Genomic DNA, 19,597 nt, shown 5'->3' with positions numbered 1-19,597 from the left:
CGACGGGTCGCCGGCCGACTCGGCTTGCCGGAGGCCGAGGCACTGGCCGCCCGGGACCCGTACGACCTGGGTTGACAGCCAGGTCTGCACCCGGGTCGTCGAAAACCCACGGCCGCACCGCCCCATCCCCGTCGATCATGGAGTTGTGGCGCCCGATCAGCGGCTTTTGTGTGGGTCTTACTGGTGCCCAAACTCCATGATCGACGGGGTGAGGCGGCGGCGCGGCGACCTCGGCGCGCGGAACTGACGTACGCCTGGGGCATGATCGCTCCCTGTGGCGGACTACACGGAACTTCTGGCGCGCATCACTGAGCGGGCACGGGACGACGAACCGACGACACCACTCGCCGCTGGCCTGCCAGCTCCGCTCCGCGAGCAGACGATCAACAGCGCCGAAGATCGACTGGGGTTCGCGCTGCACCCTCTACTCGCGACGATCTACCGCGACTTCGCAAACGGTGGCTTCGGTCCCGACGAACAGCTCTTCAGCCTGACCGACGGCCCGACCTCGGAGCAGGCGGTGGAGTGCTACCTCCGGGCACGGGCCAGGTACGCCGGCACCGAGTGGGCGTGGCCGGAAGGGGTCCTTCCGATCCTGACCTGGGGTTGCGGCATGTACGCGGGTGTCGACTGCCGAAGCGAGCAGGGAACCGTGCTTCTCTTCGAACCCAATCCCGGAGATCCCGACGCGGCCTGGTGGATCGACTCCCCCAGCCTGGCGGCGTGGTTCGAGCACTATGTCGACGACACGGGCTGGTGGGTCAAGGCCGAGACGGGCGAGGATTTCGACGAGATGGCACCGTGGCCGGACGCGCGGGCACGCGCGGCCACCTGACCGCCGGGGTCCTCAAGGGAGCGGGACGACCGCCGTACGCCCGGCCGGCGCTCCCGTTCCTCGATCGACGGCGGCTAACGTGGTGAAGCGGTGCCCGCGTGGCGGAGCATGCGGCGCAGTGGCACCGGGACGCCCACGTGCCCGGGGTTCGTGACGGCCAGGGAGGCAGCGACATGTCCGGCGCACAGTTGTACGACACCATCGGAGCCACGTACACCGTGACGCGGCGCACCGAGCCGCGTATCGCCGCGCGGGTCTGGGCCGCGCTCGGCGACGCGCGCACGGTGTTGAACGTCGGGGCCGGCACCGGCTCCTACGAGCCCACCGACCGTTACGTCCTCGCGGTGGAACCGTCGGCGCTCATGCGGTCCCAGCGCCGCCCGGAGGCGCCGCCGTGCCTGGTGGGATCCGCCGAACGACTGCCCTTCGACGACCAGTCCTTCGACGCGGCGATGGCCTTCGCGACCGTCCACCACTGGCCGGACCCGATCGCGGGCCTGCGCGAGATGCAACGTGTCGCCCGTCGCGTGGTGGTGTTCACGCACGACACCAGCGACAGCGGATGGCTTCGGCGGTTCTGGCTGACCCGCGACTACCTGCCCGAGGTCGCGGACCTCGTTGCCGGCCGGCCCTCGCTGACCGACCTGGCCGACGCGATCGGAGGCCGCACGGAACCCGTGCCCGTCCCGTGGGACTGCGTCGACGGCTTCTTCGAGGCCCACTGGCGGCGACCCGAGGCGTATCTCGACGAGAACGTCCGTCGCGGAGTGTCGGTCTGGGCCAGGGTCGGTCCGGAGGCCGAGCAGCGGGCAGTGCACGACCTCCGTGACGACCTCGCCTCGGGCCGCTGGGCGGAACGCAACCGGGAACTCGTCGACCTCGACGCCGCCGAGCTCGGCCTCCGCCTGCTGGTCGCCTGAACCCGCCACGTCTGGTCACGACGCCGGCTCCCTGCCACGCTCCCTGGCCACGCGTCCACGATCAGTGATTCGAACATCTCCGGTACGGCCCGCTGCCACAATCTGCCCTGTGGCACGTGAGGAGGACGGGGCATCCGGCGCCAGGTCGGCGCCAGCGCCGCGCGGCATTCGACCGCTACGCGAGGGCGTCGGCGTGACCAGCGTGGAGCTCTTCTTCGATCTGGTGTTCGTCCTCGCGTTCATCCAGGTCGTCGAGCTGATGGACGACGACTTCACCGGCCACGGCGTACTGAACGGAATGCTCGCGCTGGCCCTGCTGTGGTCGACCTGGTCCATCTATGCCTGGTTGGGCAACAGCCTCCAGGCACGGGTCGGGCTGATCCGGATCGCGCTGCTGTTCGTCACGGTGGTCACCCTGGTGATGGCGGTGGCGGTCCGGCAGGCGTTCACCGACCTCCGGGGCGCGGCTCTCTCCGGTCCGGTGGTGTTCGTCGCGTGCTTCGTGGTCGTTCGGCTGGTTCACCTGGCGCTGCGCTGGTACGCCCTTCCCGACACGAGGCCGCGCGATCTCCTGCTGATCGCCGCGCCCCCGTTCGTCGCCTCCGCCCTCCTGCTCGCCGCCACCGTCGTGCCGCAGCGACTGTCCGACGACCCGTGGCTGGTCGAGGCAGGCCAGACCGGACTCTGGATGCTCGCCGTCATCGTCGACTACGGCCGCGCGCTGGTGATGCGGTCGTGGGGGTGGCACATCATCTCGGCCCGGCACTGGGCGGAGCGGCACGGTCTCATCGTGCTCGTCGCCCTCGGCGAGTCGCTCATAGCGGTGGGCCTGACCAGCAGCAGCGTGCCGATGACGGGGCCGCTCATCGCGGCCCTCGTCTTCGCCGTCGTCATCGCCGCCGCACTGGGTTGGACCTACTTCGACGTCGTCGCGATCGCCGCCGAGCGGACGCTGATCCAGAACCCCGACCAGCGCCGGGTCGCCTACGCCCGCGACGCCTACAGCTATCTGCACCTGCCGATGATCGCCGGCATCATGCTGTTCGCCGTCGGACTGCACAAGGTAGTGACGATCATCAAGGCCAACGAACTGCATCACTCGCCCGCGCAACTGGGGAGCCTGGCCCTCTACGCCCTCTACGGTGGCGCAGCCCTGTTCCTGGTCTCCCACGTCGGCTTCCAACTGCGGATCACCCGCCTGCTCAAGCGGGTCGTCTGGCCGCGGCTGATCACCGCAGCGCTGCTCGTGGCGCTCGTCCCGGCCGCCGGCCAACTGTCGGCGGTGGTGGCGCTGGGCCTGCTGGCGGCCGTCTGTGTCAGCCTGGTCGTCACGGAGATCCTCGTCGCCAGCGGGCAGCGTCAGGAACTGCGCGAGGCCGCTCTGGCCGGGGGCTTCCGGCCAGAGGGTCCCTGATCGGGTGACCGGATCTCCGCACCGTCCCGACAGGAACCGACGTCGGTCGTCCACCGCCTGCGGACAGCGGGAATCACCGGGTGTCCGAGGCTTCGTGGCCGCCTGCGGTGTGATCCGCTCGGCGTGTCGTGTATCCGCGCTGCCACCACTGCGTGCGGAAGCGGCCGGCGCGGTCGACTGGGCGGGTGGGAGCATGGAAAACATTGTCGGATACCGATTAATGGGGAACCCGCGCCTGGCGGTCGCCGCAGGGACTGCTCTACCGTCGGCGCATGGTCTCGCGTCGATCGATTCTGCGGTCGGTACCACTCGCGGCTGCCGCCCTCACCGCCGCCCCGGGTCATCACCGTCGGCTCGGTGCGTCGTCCACCTCGACGGACACGGTGCGCGTACCCCCCGACCCCGCCACGACGCAGGCCGCCGCGACCGCCGTGCGCGGCTTCACCGCCGACCTCTACCGCACTCTGGCGTCGTCCCGCGCCGGCGGCAACGTGGTGTGCGCGCCGTACTCGGTCGGGCTCGCGCTCGCGATGACCAGGGCGGGCGCCGGCTCGACCACGGCGGACGAGATGGACGCGGTGCTCCACGCGCCGTATCCGCGACCCCACGCGCTCGACAGCGGGCTCAACACCGTCGACCAGATGCTCACCGGCCGCTACCGGGACGGTGACGGCACCAAGCAGCCTCGACTGACCACGGCCAACGCCCTGTGGACACGTCTCGACCTCGTCCTGCGACCCGGTTTCCGGGACACCCTGGCCGGCTACTACGGTGCCGCGCCGCACCCGGTCGACTTCCGTGGCGCGCCGGAGGCGGCCCGCCAGGAGATCAACACCTGGGTGTCCGACCGGACCAACGCGAAGATCCCGGAGCTGTTGAAGTCCGGCGTCGTGAGCCCCGACACCAGCCTGATGCTGACCAACACGACCTACCTCAGAGCCGCATGGAAGTACCCGTTCACCGCGACGGCCACGGCGGCGGGACCGTTCACCCGGGACGACGGCACCGTTGTCGACGTTCCGGTCATGCGTGGGCCCTTCGACAGGATGGGCTACCTCGAAGGGGACGGGTGGCGTGCGGTCGACGTGCCGTACGCGGGCGACGGGCTTGCCATGGCCATCGTCATGCCGACCCGGGACGACCTCGCGGCGGTCGAGGCGACGCTCGACGCGACATGGCTGGGCGCGTTGCTGACCGGGTTCCGGCTCACCGACGTCCAACTGCGCCTGCCCCGGTGGACGTTCCGTCTGCCGGCCGAGCTGGGCGCCGCGCTGGGCAGCCTCGGCATGCCCACGGCGTTCACGTCGCAGGCCGACTTCACCGCCATGAGCACCGAACCGGCCCTGCGCATCGCGAACGTGGCGCACGAGACGTTCATCGCGGTGGACGAGAAGGGCACCGAGGCCGCAGCCGCGTCGGCCGTCATCATCCGGCCGCCGTCGATCCCGCAGGGGCCGCAGTTCTTCGTCAACCGGCCCTTCCTGTACGTCATCCACGACCGGCTCACCGGCGTACCACTGTTCCTCGGCCGGGTCCACGACCCGCTGGTCACCGGCCCGGCCTGACCGGGACCAGTCGCCGCCACCGGTCCACCCGATGGCGGTGCTGATCTCAGCGGTGCTGAACCCAGAGATTCTGCTCGACGTAGACGCCGCGGTCACGTTCCCGGTCGATCGTGATCAGGTTGAGCGCGTCGGGGACGACATAGTCCCGCGTGACGGGAAAGACCATTCCCGTCCACTTCTCCCACTCCGCGACGGTGCCCTCGATCACCATCGACTCCGGGGCCGGGCCGAGAATGCGTGCGCCCATGCGCTGATGGGTGCGGATCCACGGGTCGATCGAAAGCCCGTCCGGACGTGACCACGTGGCGTACTCGTCCATGGGAACCGTCGGATACCGGCACTTCCACGTCGGCCGCAGCGGGGCGACGACGTGGACCAGGCCGGCCTCATGAGCCCGTCGCGTCAGCTCCTGGAGAACGACCGTGGCCATCCCGCGCTTGTCATGCGTCGAACCGACGGCGACGGCCATGAAGCTCAACGTCGTGACCGGGGTGCCCGCCTCATGCGCCTGCACGGCTCGAACGAGGGTGTCGTCATATCCGGACGGCAGATCGTCGACTTCGCCGCTCCATGGAATCGGTACGCCCCAACCGCCCGCCGCCACGGCGTCGTGATCGAGCACCATGATGTCGAAGCAACTGAAGTACTGTCGGACCCGGCCCAGGTATTTCCTGGGTGTCTCGTCGTGGAAGACGAACTCCGGCCAACGTTCCCTGAACACCGCGGCGGCCGTGTCGTGCAGATCCCGTCGATCGGCGCGGGTCACGATCTCCACGGCAGGACTCTACCGGCTCCCCGGGCCTGACGCCGCTGCACGAGCAGGAGAGGCCACCTCCTCGACGGGAAGTGACCTCCGGCCTGCGTGGACGACACCGGGATCGACCCAACGGCCCCGGTCGGCTCGAACGGGTCAGCCGGTGGCCGCCGGCGCCGGGTGGGCGGTGCGGGCGAACGCGGCGACCTCGCCGATCACCGTGATGGCCGGTGGGCGCAGCCGGTTCGCGGCAGCCACCTCGGCGATGTCGTCCAGCCGGCCGGTGAGCACCCGCTGCGCGGCGGTGCCGCCGTTCTCGATGCTGGCCGCCGGGGTCGCCGGGTCCATGCCGTGGCCGATCAGCGCGGCGGTCACGTCGGGCAGGGTCTGCACCGCCATCAGCAGCACGATCGTGGTGTTCGCGCGGGCCACCCCGGCCCAGTCGACGGTGCTGCCCGGATCGCCCGGCGGCAGGTGGGCGGAGACCACGGTGAAGCCCTGCGTGAGTCCCCGGTGGGTGACCGGCACCCCGGCCAGCTCCGGTACGGAGATCGAGCTGGAGATGCCGGGCACCACCTCGACCGGGACGCCCGCCGCCTCGCATGCCTGGATCTCCTCCATGCCCCGGCCGAAGACGAACGAGTCGCCGCCCTTGAGCCGGACCACCCGGTGGCCGACGCGGGCCTCCTCGACGAGGATCTCGTTGATCCGCTCCTGCGGGACGAACGCGCCCCGGGGCACCTTGGACACGTCGATCACCCGCACGCCGGTCCGCAGCTCCCGCAGCAGCGCGTGCGGCACGAGCCGGTCGGCGACCACGACGTCGGCCTCGGCGAGGCGGTCGAGTCCGCGTCGGGTCATCAGGTCGGGGTCGCCGGGGCCGGCGCCGACCAGGGTCACCCGGCCGGTGACCGGGGAGTCCGGGGTGGACGTGGGCACGTCCGGTACGGGCACCGGGACCACGGTGTCCTCCAGGGGGTGGCGCGGCACGGGGATCGACGTGCCGGTGCGGTGCAGGTGTGCGGCGGCGGCGAACCGGGCGGCCAGGTGCGGGTGGCCGGCCCAGTGCACGTGCAGGTAGGAGGCGTGCACGTTGCCGTCGGGGCCGGCGACGAAGCCGTCCACGGCGTGGCTGGTGGTGCCGTGGGCGACCGACGGGCGGGGCCGGAACCGCCAGGCGTGCGCCGGCTCGCCGCCCGGGTCGACCCGGGTGCGGTGGAACTCGTGTCCGGTGACCAGGTCGTCGGCGTCGGTGAACACGCTGGTGGTGACCGCGCGGGCCTCCCGGTAGCCGAGGACGAGCCGGTCGGTCATCCGGGCGGTGGCGTCGAGCACCCCGGCCATGGGCGCGCCGTCGAGTTCCCGGGCGAGGTAGAGCAGGCCGGCGCACTCGGCCACCACGGGCAGGCCGGCGGCGGCGCCGGCCGCCACCGCCGCGCGCATCGGCTGGTTGGCGGAGAGGCCGGCGGCGTACACCTCGGGGAAGCCGCCGCCGAGGTAGAGCCCGGCGCAGTCGGCGGGCAGCGCCTCGTCGCGCAGCGGGTCGACGGTGGCCAGGCGCAGGCCGGCGGCGGAGAGCAGTTCGTCGGTCTCGGCGTACCGGAAGGTGAAGGCCGCGCCGGACGCGACCGCGACGGTCGCGTCGGCGGTGAACCCGCCGAGTTCGGCGACCGGGTCCCAGGCCGGGCCGGTGAGGGCGGGCGCGCGGCGGGCGACGGCGAGCACCGCGTCGAGGTCGACCCCGGCGGCGACGTGGGCGGCGAGCGCGTCCACGGTACGGCGGGCCGCGGCGGCCCGTTCGGCGACCGGGACCAGCCCGAGGTGTCGGCTCGGGGTGTCCAGGGCGGCGTCCCGGCGCAGCGCGCCGAGCACCGGCACGCCGGTGGAGACCAGCGCCTCCCGGATCTCCGCCTCGTGGGTGGCCGAGCCGACCTTGTTCAGGATCACCCCGGCGACGGTGAGCTGCGGGTCGAAGGTGGCGAAACCGTGCACCAGCGCGGCGATGCTGCGGGACGTGCCGGAGACGTCGACGACCAGCAGCACCGGGGTGCGGGTGAGTCGGGCGACGTGGGCGGTGGAGGCGAAGCCGGCGCGGCCGACGGCCCCGTCGAGCAGGCCCATCACGCCCTCGACGACCGCGACGTCGGCGGGCGTGCCCACCGTCGCGCCGTGCAGCAGGAGCGGTACGACGCGCTGTTCGCCCTGGAGGAACGGGTCGAGGTTGCGGCCCCGACGGCCGGTGGCGAGTTCGTGGTAGCTCGGGTCGATGTAGTCCGGGCCGACCTTGTGGCCGCTGACCGTCAGGCCGCGCTGCCGCAGGGCGGCCATCAGGCCGGTGGCCACGGTGGTCTTGCCCTGCCCGGAGGCCGGTGCGGCGATGAGGATCCGGGGCGGCGCGGTCACCATTCGATCCCCCGCTGGCCCTTCTGACCCGCGTCCATCGGGTGCTTGATCTTGGTCATCTCGGTCACCAGGTCGGCGGCGTCGACCAGGCGCGGGTCCGCGTCGCGGCCGGTGATCACGACGTGCTGCCGGCCGGGACGGTCGGCGAGGGTGGCCACCACGTCGTCGACGTCGACCCAGCCCCACTTCATCGGGTAGGTGAACTCGTCGAGCACGTACAGGTCGTGCTCGTCGGCGGCGATCCGGCGCTTGATCTCCGCCCAGCCCTCGGCGGCCTGGGCGGCGTGGTCGGCCTCGGTGCCCTGGGTGCGGCTCCAGCTCCAGCCGGCGCCCATCTTGTACCAGGACACCGGACCGCCCTGGCCGGTCTCCTCGTGCACCCGGCCGAGCGTGGTGAGGGCGTTCTCCTCCCCCACCGTCCACTTGGCGCTCTTGACGAACTGGAACACGGCGATCGACCAGCCCTGGTTCCAGCCGCGCAGGGCCAGCCCGAACGCGGCGGTCGACTTGCCCTTCATCGCACCGGTGTGGACGATCAGCAACGGCCGGTTGCGCCGCTGCCGGGTGGTGAGACCGTCGTCGGGGACGGCGACCGGTTGACCCTGTGGCATCAGGCTGCCCCGCTTCCGTGTCGGAGGGCGGTGCGGGAGCGCACCGCCTGGGTGAGGGTGGGCGCGGCGACGTCCTCCAACGGCAGGTGTTCACCGGCCAGGGTCGCGGCGAGTTCGGCGGCCAGCCGCATCCGGATGCGCCCCTGCTCGCAGTCGACCACCACGGCGGGGACGCCGTCGGCGGCGAGCAGCCGGGCGCTGCGCATGGCGCGCGGCAGGGCCTCCGGTCCGGCGGTGGCCCGCCCGTCGGTGACCACCACGAGCAGTGGCCGGCGGCGCGGGTCCCGGATCGCCTCGACGCGCAGCACCTCACGGGCGCGCAGCAGTCCCTCGGCCAGCGGGGTCCGGCCCCCGGTCGGCAGGGCCTCCAGTCGGGCCGCCGCCACGTCCACGCTGGACGTCGGCGGCAGGGTCAGTTCCGCGTCGGTGGCCCGGAAGGTGACCAGGCCCACCTTGTCGCGCCGCTGGTAGGCGTCGAGGAGAAGGGAGAGCACGGCGGCCTTGACCGCGCCGATGCGCTGCCGGGCCCCCATCGAGCCGGAGGCGTCCACGCAGAACAGGATCAGGTTGCTCTCCCGGCCCTGCCGGACCGGCAGGCGGACGTCCCCGGGCCGGACCAGGACGCCGGGGCCACGGCGGCCCCGGGCCCGCTGGTGGGGTGCGGCGGCACGCAGCGTCGCCACCAGGTGCGGGCGGCCGGAGGCGGGACCGTTGGGGCGTACGGTGCCGACGGTCCGGCCGACGGAGGTGACGGCGGCGGAGCGACGCCCGGCGGTGCCGGCGCCGGTGCCGGCGACGGTCAGCAGCCGGGCCCGGTACGGGGCGCCGGCCGGCGTCGGCGGCGTGTCGCCGGCCGGGCCGGAGCCCGGCGGGGACGGCTCGCCGCCGGTACGCCGCCCGTCCGGTGGCGTCTCGTCGCCGGTGGCGGAGTCGTCCGGACCCGCTCCCCCGGGACCACCCGGGTCCTCGGGGCCGTCCGGGTCGTCCGGTCCGCCCGGCCCGTCGGGGCCCTCCGGCGGTTCCGGGTCCTCCGGCGGCGGGGGCTCGTCCAGGCCGGCCTCGTGCAGCGCCCGTTCGAGTTCGGCCTCGTCCTGCTGGGGCGGGTCGAAGGGGTTGCGGCGTCGCCGGTGCGGCAGCGCCAGTCGCGCCGCCACCCGCACGTCGCCCACCTGCACGTCGGTGCGTCCGCACCAGGCGGCGTGCGCCATCGCGGTCCGGGCGATCACCAGGTCGGCGCGCATCCCGTCGACCTGGGCGGCGGCGCAGAGCGCGGCGATGGCCAGCACGGTGTCGTCGTCGAGTTCGACCTTCGGCAGCAGCGCCCGGGCCTCGGCGACCCGCTCGCCGAGGGCGGCGTCGGCGTCGGCGTACCGGGCGGCGAAGGCGTCCGGGTCGGCCTCGTACGCCAGCCGCCGCCGCATCACCTCGGCCCGTACCTGGGGGTCCCGGCTGGCCGCGACCTCGACGGTCAGGCCGAACCGGTCCAGCAGCTGCGGGCGCAGCTCCCCCTCCTCGGGGTTCATCGTGCCGACCAGGACGAACCGGGCGGCGTGCGTCACCGACACGCCCTCCCGCTCCACCGTGGCGCGGCCCATCGCCGCCGCGTCGAGCAGCACGTCGACCAGGTGGTCGTGCAGCAGGTTGACCTCGTCGACGTAGAGCAGGCCCCGGTGCGCGCCGGCCAGCAGGCCCGGATCGTAGGCGGTGACGCCCTCGCTGAGCGCGCGTTCGAGGTGCAGCGCGCCGAGGACCCGGTCCTCGCTGGCCCCCACCGGCAGTTCCACCAGCCGGGCGGGCCGCACCTGCGCGGCCACCGGCTCGGGGTGCGGGCCGTCCGGGCAGCGCGGGTCGGGCGTTGCCGGGTCGCAGGAGAACCGGCAGCCCGCCACCACCTCGACCGGGGGCAGCAGCGCGGTCAACGCCCGGACCGCGGTGGACTTGGCGGTGCCCTTCTCGCCCCGCACCAGCACCCCGCCGATCCCGGGCGAGACGGCGCAGAGACTGAGGGCCAACGCCATGTCGTCCATTCCGACGACAGCGGAGAACGGGTACGACCGCACGGTCAGCACCTTTCACCTCGCACGGGTCTCCTCGCCCGCGACCGGCCATGGACCGCGCCGCCGAGGAGCGTCCGCCGGCGGCACGAGACGGCGAGGCGAGTGTCTGGCTCTCCGCCCGGCGACCCCGCCGGACGGATCACAGTGGCGGGACCGCCCCGGATTCGCCGACCCTCCGGGCCGACCCACCGGTGTTCCTCACCGCGCCGTCGCCGCAGATGATGTCACATCCACCCCCGCCACGACAGGTGCCGATCACCCTCGACTACCGTTCGGCCACGTGAGCCTCTCGACAACCCTGGACCCGGTCACCGTGGTCGGCGTCGGCGCCGACGGGTGGACCGGCCTCGGCGCGGCCGGCCGGCGGGCGGTGACGGACGCCCAGGTCGTCGTCGGCGGCCGACGCCACCTCGACCTGCTCCCCGAATCGGTCCGGGCCGAGCGGGTGCCCTGGCCGTCGCCGCTGCTGCCCGCCCTGCCCGGCCTGCTCGCCACCCACGCCGACCGGCGGATCTGCGTCCTGGCCAGCGGTGACCCGATGTGGTACGGCATCGGCACCCACCTGGTGGGGCTGCTCGGGCCGGACCGGGTGCGCACCGTGCCGCACCCGTCGGCGATCTCGCTGGCCTGCGCCCGGATGGGCTGGCCGGTGGAGCGGGTCACCGTGCACAGCGCCGTCGCGCGGGACCTGGACAAGGTCCGCCGCGACCTCGTCCCCGGCCGGTTGCTGCTGGTGCTCAGCAGCGACGCGCACACCCCCGCCGCGCTGGCCCGGACGCTGACCGACGCCGGGTACGGCCCCAGCGAACTGACCGTCCTGGCCGCGCTCGGCGCGGACCGGGAGCAGCGCGTCCAGGGCACCGCCGGGGAGTGGACGGCCGCGCCCGGCGACCCGCTCAACGTGGTCGCCGTCCGGGTGGTCGCCGCCGACGGGATCCGGGCACTGTCGACGGTGCCGGGGCTGCCCGACGACGCGTTCGACCACGACGGGGCGCTGACCAAGCGGGAGGCCCGCGCGCTGGCCCTGTCCCGTCTCGCCCCCACCGGTGGTGAGCTGCTCTGGGACGTCGGCGCCGGCTGCGGCAGCATCGGCATCGAGTGGCTGCGCGCCGACCCGGCGTCGGCCGCGATCGCGGTGGAGGGCCGTCCGGAACGGGCCGCGCGGATCACCGGGAACGCCCGCACGCTCGGCGTGCCGCACCTGCTCGTGGTGCAGGGCCGGGCACCGGAGGCGCTGACCGACCTGCCCACCCCGGATGCGGTCTTCGTCGGTGGTGGACTCAGCGCGCCGGGGCTCTTCGACGTCGTGTGGGACGCGCTGCGCCCCGGCGGCCGGCTGGTCGCGCACGCGGTCACCCTGGAGGGTGAGCGGGAACTCGGCGAGCGGGCCGCCCGGCTCGGCGGCGACCTGACCCGTCTGGCGGTGGACCGGGCCGCGCCGCTGGGTGGGTTCACCGGCTGGAAACCGGCCCGGCCCCTGGTGCAGTGGGCGGTGGTACGACCGTGACCGTGTACTTCATCGGCGCCGGACCGGGCGCCGCCGACCTGATCACCGTCCGGGGGCAGCGGATCCTGGCCCGCGCCCGGGTCTGCCTCTACGCGGGCAGCCTGGTCCCGGACGACCTACTCGCCGTCTGCCCGCCCGGGGCGCGGCTGGTCGACACCGCCGACCTGACCCTGGACGAGATCGTGGCGCAGATGACCTCGGCGCACGCCGCCGGGGAGGACGTCGCCCGCCTCTGCTCCGGTGACCCGGCCGTGTTCAGCGCCGTGGCCGAGCAGGTCCGCCGGCTCGACGCGGCCGGTGTGCCGTACGAGATCGTGCCCGGCGTGCCGTCGTACGCCGCCGCGGCGGCGTCGCTGGGCCGGGAGCTGACCGTGCCGACGGTCGGTCAGACGGTGATCCTCACCCGCACCCAGGCCCGGTCCACGCCGATGCCGCCCGGGGAGGACCTCGCCGAACTCGGTCGCAGCCGGGCCACCCTGGTCCTGCACCTGGCGGTCGCCCGGACCCGGGAGCTGGCCGCCCAGCTCGCCGTGCACTACGGCGCGGACTGCCCGGTCGCGGTGGTGGCCAACGCCAGCCGCCCGAACGAGGTGATCCTGCGCGGCACCCTGGCCAACATCGCCGAGCGGGTCGAGCAGGCCGGGGTACGCCGCACCGCTGTGATCATCATCGGTCGCGTGCTGGCCGCCGACGCCTTCCCGGACAGCTACCTCTACTCCCCCGACCGGGACCGGGCGGCGAAGCGTCGCCCGCCTGGGGCACACTGAGCGCCGTGCGGACAATCCTGATCATCGGTATCGGCGCGGGTGACCCGGGCCAGCTCACCCTGGCGGCGGCAGAGGCCCTGGGCCGCACGGACGTCTTCTTCGTCCTCGACAAGGGCGCGGAGAAGCAGGACCTGATCGCCCTGCGGCAGGAGTTGATGGGGCGCTTCGCCCGGGACGACCACCGGGTGGTGGAGGTCCGCGACCCGGACCGGGACCGCACCGCCGAGGGGTACGTCCGGGCGGTGGACGACTGGCGGCGGGACCGGGCCGACCTGCTGGAGGCGGCGATGGCCGAACACCTCGCCGACGGGGGGACCGGCGCGTTCCTGGTCTGGGGCGATCCGGCCCTCTACGACAGCACCCTCGCCGTGGTCGAGGAGATCGAGGCCCGGGGGAAGCTCGACGTCGACCACGTCGTCGTGCCGGGGGTGAGCAGCGTGTCGACGCTGGCCGCCCGACACCGGATCGGGCTCAACCGGGTCGGTCGGCCGTTCCTGGTGACCACCGGTCGGCGGATCGCCGACGGGCTGCCGCCGGACGTGGACGACATCGTGGTGATGCTCGACGCGCACTGCACCTTCACCCGGCACGTCGGCGAGGACCTCGACATCTACTGGGGGGCGTACCTCGGCACGGCCGACGAGATCCTGGTCGCCGGGCCGCTGGCCGAGGTGGCGCAGGAGATCGTCGAGACGCGTCGGGCGGCCCGCGAGCGCAAGGGCTGGATCATGGACACCTACCTGCTGCGCCGCCGCGACCCGGTCGCCGGCTGACCACCCCGCGTCCGGACCGCCGGGGATTCCCCCGGCGGTCCGGCACGTGTCTCAGTCGGCCAGGCGGGCGGCCTCCCGGTCGCGCCACGCCGCCGCGAACTGGATCCGGCCACCGGTCTTCAGCAGCGACCCCTCGTAGATGCGGGCGCCGACGAAGACCATCGCCACCGCGCTGACCGCGAGGATCGCCAGCGACAGGAAGGGCTCCCACCCGGCCGCGTCGCCGGTGAACAGCCGCACCGGCATCGCGATCGGCGAGGACACCGGCAGGTACGACAGGATCGTCATGACGGTCGGGTTGTCCTGGAGGAACACCACCGCGAAGAACGGCAGCATCACCACCATCTGCATGGGCGTGGACGCGCCGCCGATGTCCTCCTGCCGGCTGACCAGCGCGCCGACGGCGGCCCACAACGCGGCAAGCATCACGAACCCGGCCACGAAGAACGGCAGGAACCAGCCGATCGCCGGGCCGAGCAGCGACAGCACGTCGCCCGGCGCGCCGGCCACCGACGCCCCGACGTACGCGACGAGGGCGATCAGCGCGATCTGCCCGAAGGCGAGGATGGTCCCGCCGGCCACCTTGCCGGCCAGCAACGCCCGGACCGGCACCGCCGCGACCAGGATCTCCACGATCCGGGTCTGCTTCTCCTCGGTGACGCTCTGCGCGATCTGCATCCCGAACGTCAGCGAGGTGATGAAGAAGACGAACGCGAACGCGTACGGGATGAGGAAGCCGAGCGCCGGATCGACCGCGTTCGGGTCGAGCAGTTCGACGGCCGGGCGGACGCTGAGCGCGTTGACCACCTCCGACGGCTCGTCGTCCATGGCCAGCACCCGGGGGCCGGCGACCACCGCCGCGTCCACCTCGCCGTCGCGCACCAGCCGCTCGGCCTCCGCGTCGTCGCCGACCGTACGGACGTCGAGGCCGGCGTCGGCCAGGGCCGTGGCGGCGGGGCCCTGGGCCACGGCCACCGACGCCGGGCCGCCGCCGATCATGCTGGGCAGGACCGTCGCGGCCACCGCGATCAGCAGGAAGACGACGGTGCTCCAGATGAACGTCTTGTCCCGCAACTTGACCCGGATCTCCCGGGCCGCGACGATGCGGACGGCGTCGAACGTGGTCATCGCGTGACCTCCCGGAAGATCTCGGCCAGGGACGGGGTGAGGGGACGGAACGCGCGCACCGGTCCCCGGTCGAGCGCCGCGCGCAGCACCGACTGGTCGTCGACGCCGTCGGCCAGGTCGAAGACGGCGTACGCGCCGTCCAGGTCGACCATGGTCACCCCCGGCTGGTCGCGCAGCCAGCCGGCGTCGCCGTCGACCCGGATCTCGTACCGGGGCAGGGCGTACGCCTGGCGCAGAGGCTCGCGGCCACCGGCGGCCCGGATCACCCCGTCGGCGATGATGACCAGGTCGTCGCAGAGCCGCTCGACCACCTCCAACTGGTGGCTGGAGAACAGCACCGCGACGCCGCGCTCGGTGTACTCGCGCAGCACCGTCAGCACCGTGTCGACGGCGAGCGGGTCGAGACCGGAGAACGGCTCGTCCAGCACCAGCAGGTCCGGCTCGTGCACCAGGGCGGCGGCGATCTGCGCCCGCTGCTGGTTGCCCAGCGACAGCTTCTCCAGCTTGTCGTCGGCCCGTTCGCCGAGGCCGAGGCGGGCGAGCAGGGCGTCGACGTTGCGGGCGGCCGCGTCCGCGCCGAGGCCGTGCAGCCGGCCCAGGTAGACCAGTTGCTCGCGGACGGACATCTTCGGGTAGAGCCCGCGCTCCTCCGGCATGTAGCCGAAGCGGCGCCGGACGTCACGGGTCAGCGGCGCGCCGCCCCAGGTCACCGTGCCGGAGTCGGCGGCGAGGGCGCCCAGGACGATGCGCATCGTGGTCGTCTTCCCCGCGCCGTTGGCGCCCACGAACCCGGTCAGCCGGCCCGGTGCCACGTCGAAGGTGACGTCCCGCAGCACCCGCCGGTCACCGAAGGCGCGGTTCACCGCCTCGAGATGCAGAAGCGAAGTCATATCCACGACGGTAGGCAGGATCGCCCTCGACGGCCTCCGTCGCACGATCGATCGTCGGGGTCCGTCGCGCGACGGATGATCACCCTCCGGGGGTGACGACCCCGTGTTCGTACGCGTACACGACCGCCTGCGTCCGGTCGCGCAGCCCGAGCTTGGCCAGCACCCGGCTGACGTGGGTCTTCACGGTCGCCTCGCCGAGGAAGAGGGCGGTCGCGATCTCCGCGTTGGTGGCCCCGCCGGCCAGCAGCACCAGCACCTCGTGCTCGCGCGGGGTCAGCTCGGACAGGCGGGCGCCGTCGGCCCGGCCACCCGCCGGCGCGCCCGGCCGGGCGAACGTGGCGATGACCCGGCGGGTGATCTCGGGCGCGAGCAGCGCGTCGCCCCGGGCCACCACCCGCACCGCGTCGATCAGCGCCTCCGGCGTGCCGTTCTTGAGCAGGAAGCCGCTGGCGCCGGCCTGGAGGGCGGCGAACAGGTAGTCGTCCCGGTCGAACGTGGTGAGGATCAGCACGGCGGGTCCGGCGTCGGCCGCGACGATCCGTCGGGTCGCCTCCAGCCCGTCCGTGCCGGGCATCTCGACGTCCATCAGCACCACGTCGGGCCGCTGGCGGGCGGCCAGGTCGACCGCCTGCCGCCCGTCGGAGGCCTCACCGACCACCTCGATGTCGTCCTCCGCCTCCAGGATGACCCGGAACCCGGTCCGCACCAGGTGGTGGTCGTCGGCGAGCAGCACCCGGATCGCGCTCACGCCGGCACCCGCGCGAGGGGGAACCGGGCCCGGACGCGGAATCCGCCGCCGGGCCGCGATTCGGCCGTCAACGCGCCGTCGTGGGCGGTGACCCGCTCCCGCATGCCGATGAGGCCGAGCCCGACGCCGGCGGTGGCCCCCGGCGGCGCGCCGCGCCCGTTGTCGGCCACGTCGATCTCCAGTTCGGTGGCGTGGTAGCGGATCCGCACGTCGACCTCCGTGGCGCTCGCGTGTTTCAGCGTGTTGGTGACGGCCTCCTGGACGATCCGGTACGCCGCCTGCGAGAGGGACTCCGGGAGGGGCACCGGCTGACCGTACACGCCGAACCGGGCGTCGAGACCGGCGTCCCGGGCGTTGGTCACGAGTTCCTCGATCCGGTCGATCCCCACGCCGCCCGGCCGCTCGTCCGGGCCGCTGGCGCGCAGCAGGTTGAGCATCCGGCGCAGCTCGTCGACGGCCGTCCGGGCGCTCTGCTCGACCGCCGCCAGCGCGGTGCGCGCCTTGTCCGGGTCCTTGTCCATCACCCGCCGGGTCGCCGAGGCCTGCACGCCCATCACCGACACGTGGTGGGCCACCACGTCGTGCAGCTCCCGCGCGATGCGTACCCGCTCCCCCATGACCGCGACCTGCGCGGCGTCGGCCTGCGACCGGCGCAGCTGGTCGGCCTGCACCTCCAGCTGGTGCTGCCGGCGGGCCGACGTCCACGCGGTGTCGCCGAAGAGGTACGCGAAGCCGAAGAAGAACACGTTGACCAGCACGCTGTTGACCATCACCGCGAGCAGTGGCTCCAGCGGGCCGCTCGCCTCGGAGAACGCGTCCGGCGGAATGTCGGCCACGGTCAGCGCGGCGGAGAGGGCGAGCCAGCCGAACATCGCGGCGATGATGCCGATCCGCACCCGGCGGGCCCACGCGCGGTCGGCGCTCCAGGCGCCGACCGTGTACACGGCCGCGTAGAGCGCGCCGTTGGTCACCTGCTGCTCGGGCGACTGACGGAACTGGGCCACGATGAACGCCACGGAGATCACGATCGCGACGGCGGCCGGCCAGCGCCGGCGCACGACCAGCGGCGCCGTGCAGGCCAGCGTCCAGAACACCTGCTCCGGCCAGGCGGGCGGCGGACCGAGGACGAACTGGCCCACGCTGTTGACCAGCGTGAGGCTGAACAGCGCGACCGCCGCCACGGCCACGCCGACCAGGACGTCGGTGCGCCGTTGCTCGGGCGACGGACCGGGCCGCCGCCACGGCGTGGGATGCACTGTCATGCCGCGACGATGGCACACCGTGCCGGCCGACGGCGAACGGCCACGGTGCGGAGGACGCGCTGCGGCGACGGCCCGCGTCCGGGGCCGGGTCCGTCCCACCCATGCTGCGGTTCGGCAGGCCGGGACGGCATGCCTGGCGGGGCGTGTTCCCTCTCACGTTCGGGCGCGCATTTTTCGGGTCTTCCGAGGTCAGCGGCTACCCTACTTAACAGGTAGGGAAGATCGACTATTCGCTCCGGGCTCCCGGGCGACCCGATCCCCACCGGTCCGGCGACCCCGGCAGCGCCCCTGACCCCGTTGGATTGACGAGGAACACCACCGTGATTCGCATCGAAGGTCTGCGGAAGACCTTCCCCACCCGGGGCGGCCCGGTCACCGCCGTGGACGGCGTCGACCTCACCGTCGCCGAGGGCCAGGTGTTCGGCGTCGTCGGCCGCAGCGGCGCGGGCAAGAGTACCCTGCTGCGCTGCGTCAACCTGCTGGAACGCCCCGACGAGGGCCGGGTGACCGTCGCCGGGGTGGAACTGACCGGGCTGCGGGAGAACCACCTCCGGCGCGCCCGGCAGGACATCGGCATGATCCACCAGCACTTCGCCCTGCTGCACTCCCGTACGGCCGCCGGCAACGTGAGCTTCGCGCTGGAGGTGATGGGCGTGCCCCGCCGGGAACGGGCCGCCCGCGTCGCGGAACTGCTCGACCTGGTCGGTCTCGCCGACCGCGCGGACGCGTACCCCGCCCAGCTCTCCGGCGGGCAGAAGCAACGGGTGGGCATCGCCCGGGCGCTCGCCAGCCGACCCCGGCTGCTCCTGTCGGACGAGGCGACCTCGGCGCTCGACCCGGACACCACCGGAGCCATCCTCGCCCTCCTGCGCGACCTCACCCGGCGGCTCGGCCTGACCATCCTGTTGATCACCCACGAGATGGACGTGGTCAAACGGCTCTGCGACGCGGTGGCGGTCATGCGGGAGGGCCGGTTCGTCGAGTCCGGGCCGGTGGCCGACCTGGTCGACCGTCCCGACTCGCAACTGGCCCGGGACCTCTTCCCGCTGGGCCCGGTGCCGGCCATGCCCGACCACGTCCTCGTCGACGTGACGGTGACCGGGCAGGCCGGCGACGACGTCGTCGCCACCCTCGCCCGCCGGCACGACCTGGACGTCCGGATCGTGGCCGGCGCCGTCGAGCAGCTCGCCGCCACCCGGGCGGGCCGGCTGCGCATCGCGCTCCCCGGGGCCGCGCCCGGACTGGCCGGCGCGCTGCACGACCTGCGCCGCGCCGGGCTGACCGTGGAGGCCGCCCGGTGATCGCCCCGGACCTGGTGGACCTGCTCCGGCAGGGGCTCACCGAGACCGCCTACATGGTCGGCGTCGCCACCCTGCTCTCCGGGATCGGCGGTCTGCTGGTCGGTGTCCTGCTGGTCCTCACCGACCGGGGCAACCTGCTGGCGGCCCCGGCGGTGAACACGTTGCTCGGCCTGGTCGTCAACGTCGGCCGGTCCCTGCCGTTCATCATCCTGCTGGTGGCGATCATCCCGTTCACCCGGGCGGTCACCGGCACCACCATCGGCACCACCGCCGCCATCGTCCCGTTGACCGTCAGCGCCATCCCGTTCTACGCCCGGATCGTCGAGACCTCGATCCGGGAGGTGGGCCACGACGTGGTGAACGCGGCCCGGGCGATGGGCGCCTCCCGCTGGCAGATCATCGTCAAGGTCCTGCTCCGCGAGGCCAGACCCGGCCTGGTGGCCGGGCTGACCATCACGGTCGTCGCGCTCGTCGGATACTCCGCGATGGCCGGTGTGGTCGGCGGCGGGGGCCTCGGCGACCTCGCCCTGCGCTACGGCTACCAGCGGTTCGAGGACGACGTGATGATCGGCACCGTCGTGCTGCTGATCGTGCTCGTGCAGGCCGTCCAGATGCTCGGTGACCGGCTCGCCCGGCACCTGTCCCACCGATAGTCACCCACG

The 19,597-nt window shown here is 73.4% G+C and carries 16 protein-coding genes and 2 pseudogenes; 9 read left to right on the top strand and 9 right to left on the bottom strand.

The features are described from left to right. The first annotated feature begins 274 nt into the window (after positions 1 to 274). The 4 genes and pseudogenes from QSK20_RS13070 (at position 275) to QSK20_RS13055 (ending at position 4,734) form a co-directional block, all read left to right on the top strand. Positions 275 to 835: an SMI1/KNR4 family protein gene (locus tag QSK20_RS13070; RefSeq protein ID WP_285788877.1), complete on the top strand. Its 561-nt coding sequence runs from the start codon at positions 275 to 277 to the stop codon at positions 833 to 835. 179 nt (positions 836 to 1,014) lie between these two features. Next, positions 1,015 to 1,755: pseudogene (locus tag QSK20_RS13065) on the top strand (class I SAM-dependent methyltransferase); the annotation flags it as partial. A gap of 193 nt (positions 1,756 to 1,948) precedes the next feature. Further along, complete coding sequence (locus QSK20_RS13060; RefSeq protein WP_285788876.1) at positions 1,949 to 3,169, top strand: low temperature requirement protein A; 1,221 nt, start codon at positions 1,949 to 1,951, stop codon at positions 3,167 to 3,169. Positions 3,170 to 3,552: 383 nt separating this feature from the next. Further along, a complete protein-coding gene (locus tag QSK20_RS13055) occupies positions 3,553 to 4,734 on the top strand; it encodes a serpin family protein (RefSeq protein ID WP_285788875.1) in 1,182 nt (393 codons plus the stop codon). Between the two features lie 46 nt (positions 4,735 to 4,780). Here QSK20_RS13055 and QSK20_RS13050 read toward each other — a convergent pair whose 3' ends face one another. From QSK20_RS13050 to QSK20_RS13030, 5 genes and pseudogenes are all read right to left on the bottom strand, one after another. Further along, positions 4,781 to 5,509: a hypothetical protein gene (locus QSK20_RS13050; protein ID WP_285788874.1), complete on the bottom strand. Its 729-nt coding sequence runs from the start codon at positions 5,507 to 5,509 to the stop codon at positions 4,781 to 4,783. A 135-nt stretch (positions 5,510 to 5,644) separates the two neighbouring features. Beyond that, positions 5,645 to 6,388, bottom strand: a complete 744-nt coding sequence (cobA, locus tag QSK20_RS13045; protein ID WP_285788920.1) for a uroporphyrinogen-III C-methyltransferase — start codon at positions 6,386 to 6,388, stop codon at positions 5,645 to 5,647. Positions 6,389 to 6,508: 120 nt separating this feature from the next. After that, positions 6,509 to 7,894, bottom strand: a pseudogene (locus QSK20_RS13040) (cobyrinic acid a,c-diamide synthase CobB); the annotation flags it as partial. After that, on the bottom strand, positions 7,888 to 8,502 hold the full coding sequence (cobO, locus tag QSK20_RS13035; RefSeq protein WP_285788873.1) for a cob(I)yrinic acid a,c-diamide adenosyltransferase: 615 nt from the start codon (positions 8,500 to 8,502) through the stop codon (positions 7,888 to 7,890). The pseudogene QSK20_RS13040 and the gene cobO, both read right to left, overlap by 7 nt. Then, positions 8,502 to 10,529 carry a VWA domain-containing protein gene (locus QSK20_RS13030; protein WP_285788919.1) on the bottom strand — a complete coding sequence of 676 codons (2,028 nt, stop codon included), beginning with the start codon at positions 10,527 to 10,529 and terminating at the stop codon, positions 8,502 to 8,504. Before QSK20_RS13030 ends, cobO begins: the two co-directional genes overlap by 1 nt. Positions 10,530 to 10,839: 310 nt before the next feature. Between QSK20_RS13030 and cbiE the strand changes: the two genes are divergently transcribed. From cbiE to cobF, 3 genes are read left to right on the top strand one after another with little or no spacing between them, the layout of a single operon-like run. Then, positions 10,840 to 12,066 carry a precorrin-6y C5,15-methyltransferase (decarboxylating) subunit CbiE gene (gene cbiE, locus QSK20_RS13025; RefSeq protein WP_285788872.1) on the top strand — a complete coding sequence of 409 codons (1,227 nt, stop codon included), beginning with the start codon at positions 10,840 to 10,842 and terminating at the stop codon, positions 12,064 to 12,066. Beyond that, positions 12,063 to 12,833: a precorrin-4 C(11)-methyltransferase gene (gene cobM / locus QSK20_RS13020; RefSeq protein ID WP_285788871.1), complete on the top strand. Its 771-nt coding sequence runs from the start codon at positions 12,063 to 12,065 to the stop codon at positions 12,831 to 12,833. Before cbiE ends, cobM begins: the two co-directional genes overlap by 4 nt. A 5-nt stretch (positions 12,834 to 12,838) precedes the next feature. After that, on the top strand, positions 12,839 to 13,606 hold the full coding sequence (gene cobF, locus QSK20_RS13015) for a precorrin-6A synthase (deacetylating) (RefSeq protein WP_285788870.1): 768 nt from the start codon (positions 12,839 to 12,841) through the stop codon (positions 13,604 to 13,606). A gap of 51 nt (positions 13,607 to 13,657) precedes the next feature. On the opposite strand, the gene QSK20_RS13010 is transcribed toward cobF, so the two are convergent. From QSK20_RS13010 to QSK20_RS12995, 4 genes are all read right to left on the bottom strand, one after another. Then, positions 13,658 to 14,734: an ABC transporter permease gene (locus QSK20_RS13010; protein ID WP_285788869.1), complete on the bottom strand. Its 1,077-nt coding sequence runs from the start codon at positions 14,732 to 14,734 to the stop codon at positions 13,658 to 13,660. After that, a complete protein-coding gene (locus QSK20_RS13005) occupies positions 14,731 to 15,624 on the bottom strand; it encodes an ABC transporter ATP-binding protein (protein WP_285788868.1) in 894 nt (297 codons plus the stop codon). The genes QSK20_RS13010 and QSK20_RS13005 overlap by 4 nt, the downstream gene beginning before the upstream one ends. A 79-nt stretch (positions 15,625 to 15,703) precedes the next feature. Next, entirely contained in the window at positions 15,704 to 16,372 is a 669-nt protein-coding gene (locus QSK20_RS13000) for a response regulator (protein ID WP_285788867.1), read from the bottom strand. After that, positions 16,369 to 17,634 carry a sensor histidine kinase gene (locus QSK20_RS12995; RefSeq protein WP_285788866.1) on the bottom strand — a complete coding sequence of 422 codons (1,266 nt, stop codon included), beginning with the start codon at positions 17,632 to 17,634 and terminating at the stop codon, positions 16,369 to 16,371. The genes QSK20_RS13000 and QSK20_RS12995 overlap by 4 nt, the downstream gene beginning before the upstream one ends. Positions 17,635 to 17,954: 320 nt before the next feature. Here QSK20_RS12995 and QSK20_RS12990 point away from each other — a divergent pair, with 320 nt between their 5' ends. Further along, positions 17,955 to 18,935, top strand: coding sequence for a methionine ABC transporter ATP-binding protein (locus tag QSK20_RS12990; protein ID WP_285788865.1), 981 nt, complete (start codon positions 17,955 to 17,957; stop codon positions 18,933 to 18,935). Beyond that, on the top strand, positions 18,932 to 19,588 hold the full coding sequence (locus QSK20_RS12985) for a methionine ABC transporter permease (protein WP_285788864.1): 657 nt from the start codon (positions 18,932 to 18,934) through the stop codon (positions 19,586 to 19,588). Before QSK20_RS12990 ends, QSK20_RS12985 begins: the two co-directional genes overlap by 4 nt. The last annotated feature ends 9 nt before the right edge of the window (positions 19,589 to 19,597 follow it).

Origin of the sequence: Micromonospora sp. NBRC 101691 (assembly GCF_030269285.1) — a bacterium.
Taxonomy (GTDB): Bacteria; Actinomycetota; Actinomycetes; order Mycobacteriales; family Micromonosporaceae; genus Micromonospora; species Micromonospora echinospora.
Note: the sequence above shows the minus strand (reverse complement) of the source record. Positions and strands in the feature narration are given on the sequence as shown.

Excerpts from the sequence above, each read along its gene's own strand:
- cobO (WP_285788873.1), bottom strand. The coding sequence starts at position 8,502 with ATGCCACAGGGTCAACCGGTCGCCGTCCCCGACGACGGTCTCACCACC.
- QSK20_RS13030 (WP_285788919.1), bottom strand. The coding sequence starts at position 10,529 with ATGGACGACATGGCGTTGGCCCTCAGTCTCTGCGCCGTCTCGCCCGGG.
- QSK20_RS13010 (WP_285788869.1), bottom strand. The coding sequence starts at position 14,734 with ATGACCACGTTCGACGCCGTCCGCATCGTCGCGGCCCGGGAGATCCGG.
- QSK20_RS13005 (WP_285788868.1), bottom strand. The coding sequence starts at position 15,624 with ATGACTTCGCTTCTGCATCTCGAGGCGGTGAACCGCGCCTTCGGTGAC.
- QSK20_RS12995 (WP_285788866.1), bottom strand. The coding sequence starts at position 17,634 with ATGACAGTGCATCCCACGCCGTGGCGGCGGCCCGGTCCGTCGCCCGAG.